Source organism: Mesorhizobium sp. M7A.F.Ca.CA.001.10.2.1, assembly GCF_003998575.1.
Classification (GTDB): domain Bacteria; phylum Pseudomonadota; class Alphaproteobacteria; order Rhizobiales; family Rhizobiaceae; genus Mesorhizobium.
The window spans coordinates 1-944 of sequence record NZ_RZQY01001139.1 but is presented as its reverse complement, the minus strand read 5'-3'; the positions used below and the strand labels follow the sequence as shown (position 1 = coordinate 944).

1 protein-coding gene and 1 pseudogene are annotated in these 944 nt (G+C 62.2%); both read left to right on the top strand.

What is annotated here, in order from left to right:
* Nucleotides 1-307 (top strand): annotated as a pseudogene (locus EN964_RS35700) (tryptophan synthase subunit beta); the annotation flags it as partial.
* 63 nt (nt 308-370) lie between these two features.
* On the top strand, nt 371-944 hold a 574-nt coding region (trpA, locus tag EN964_RS35695), incomplete at its 3' end, for a tryptophan synthase subunit alpha (protein WP_127277536.1).

Below are 944 nucleotides of genomic sequence, written 5' to 3'. Positions count from 1 at the left end.
GATCATGGACGGCCATTCTATCTCGGCCGGTCTCGATTATCCCGGCGTCGGCCCCGAGCATTCCTGGCTGCGCGATTCAGGCCGCGTCGAATACGTGCCGATCCTCGACGACGAGGCGCTCGAGGCCTTCAAGCTGACGACGCGCGTCGAAGGCATCATCCCGGCGCTGGAATCCGCGCATGCCATTGCGCATGCGGTGAAGATCGTGCCCGCCATGGACAAGGACCAGATCGTCATCGTCAACCTGTCCGGCCGTGGCGACAAGGACGTGCATACGGTGGCCTCGATGCTGGGTATGGAGATCTAGGCCCCTTTGGACAGTTTCGATTTGGGAGTTGATTATGAGCAAAATTCGTCCAAAGGGCCAGACATGGTGACCCGCATCGACCGCCGCATGGCAAAACTGAAAGCCGAAGGCCGCCCGGCGCTCGTCACCTATTTCATGGGCGGCGACCCTGACTACGACACCTCCTTGTCGATTATGAAGGCACTGCCCAAGGCCGGCGCCGACATCATCGAGCTCGGCATGCCGTTTTCCGACCCGATGGCCGACGGCCCGGCGATCCAGGCGGCGGGCCTGCGGGCGCTGAAGGGCGGCCAGACGCTGGTCAAGACGCTGAAGATGGCGGCCGACTTCCGGACCAGTGACAATGAAACGCCGATCGTGCTGATGGGCTACTACAATCCGATCTACATCTATGGCGTCGACCGCTTCCTCAAGGACGCGATCGCCAGCGGCATTGACGGGCTGATCGTCGTCGACCTGCCGCCCGAGATGGACGAGGAACTATGCATTCCGGCGCTCAAGGCCGGCATCAATTTCATCCGGCTGGCGACACCGACGACCGACGACAAGCGCCTGCCGAAAGTGCTGCAGAACACGTCGGGCTTCGTCTACTATGTGTCGATGACCGGCATCACCGGCTCGGCGCTGTCCGACACCG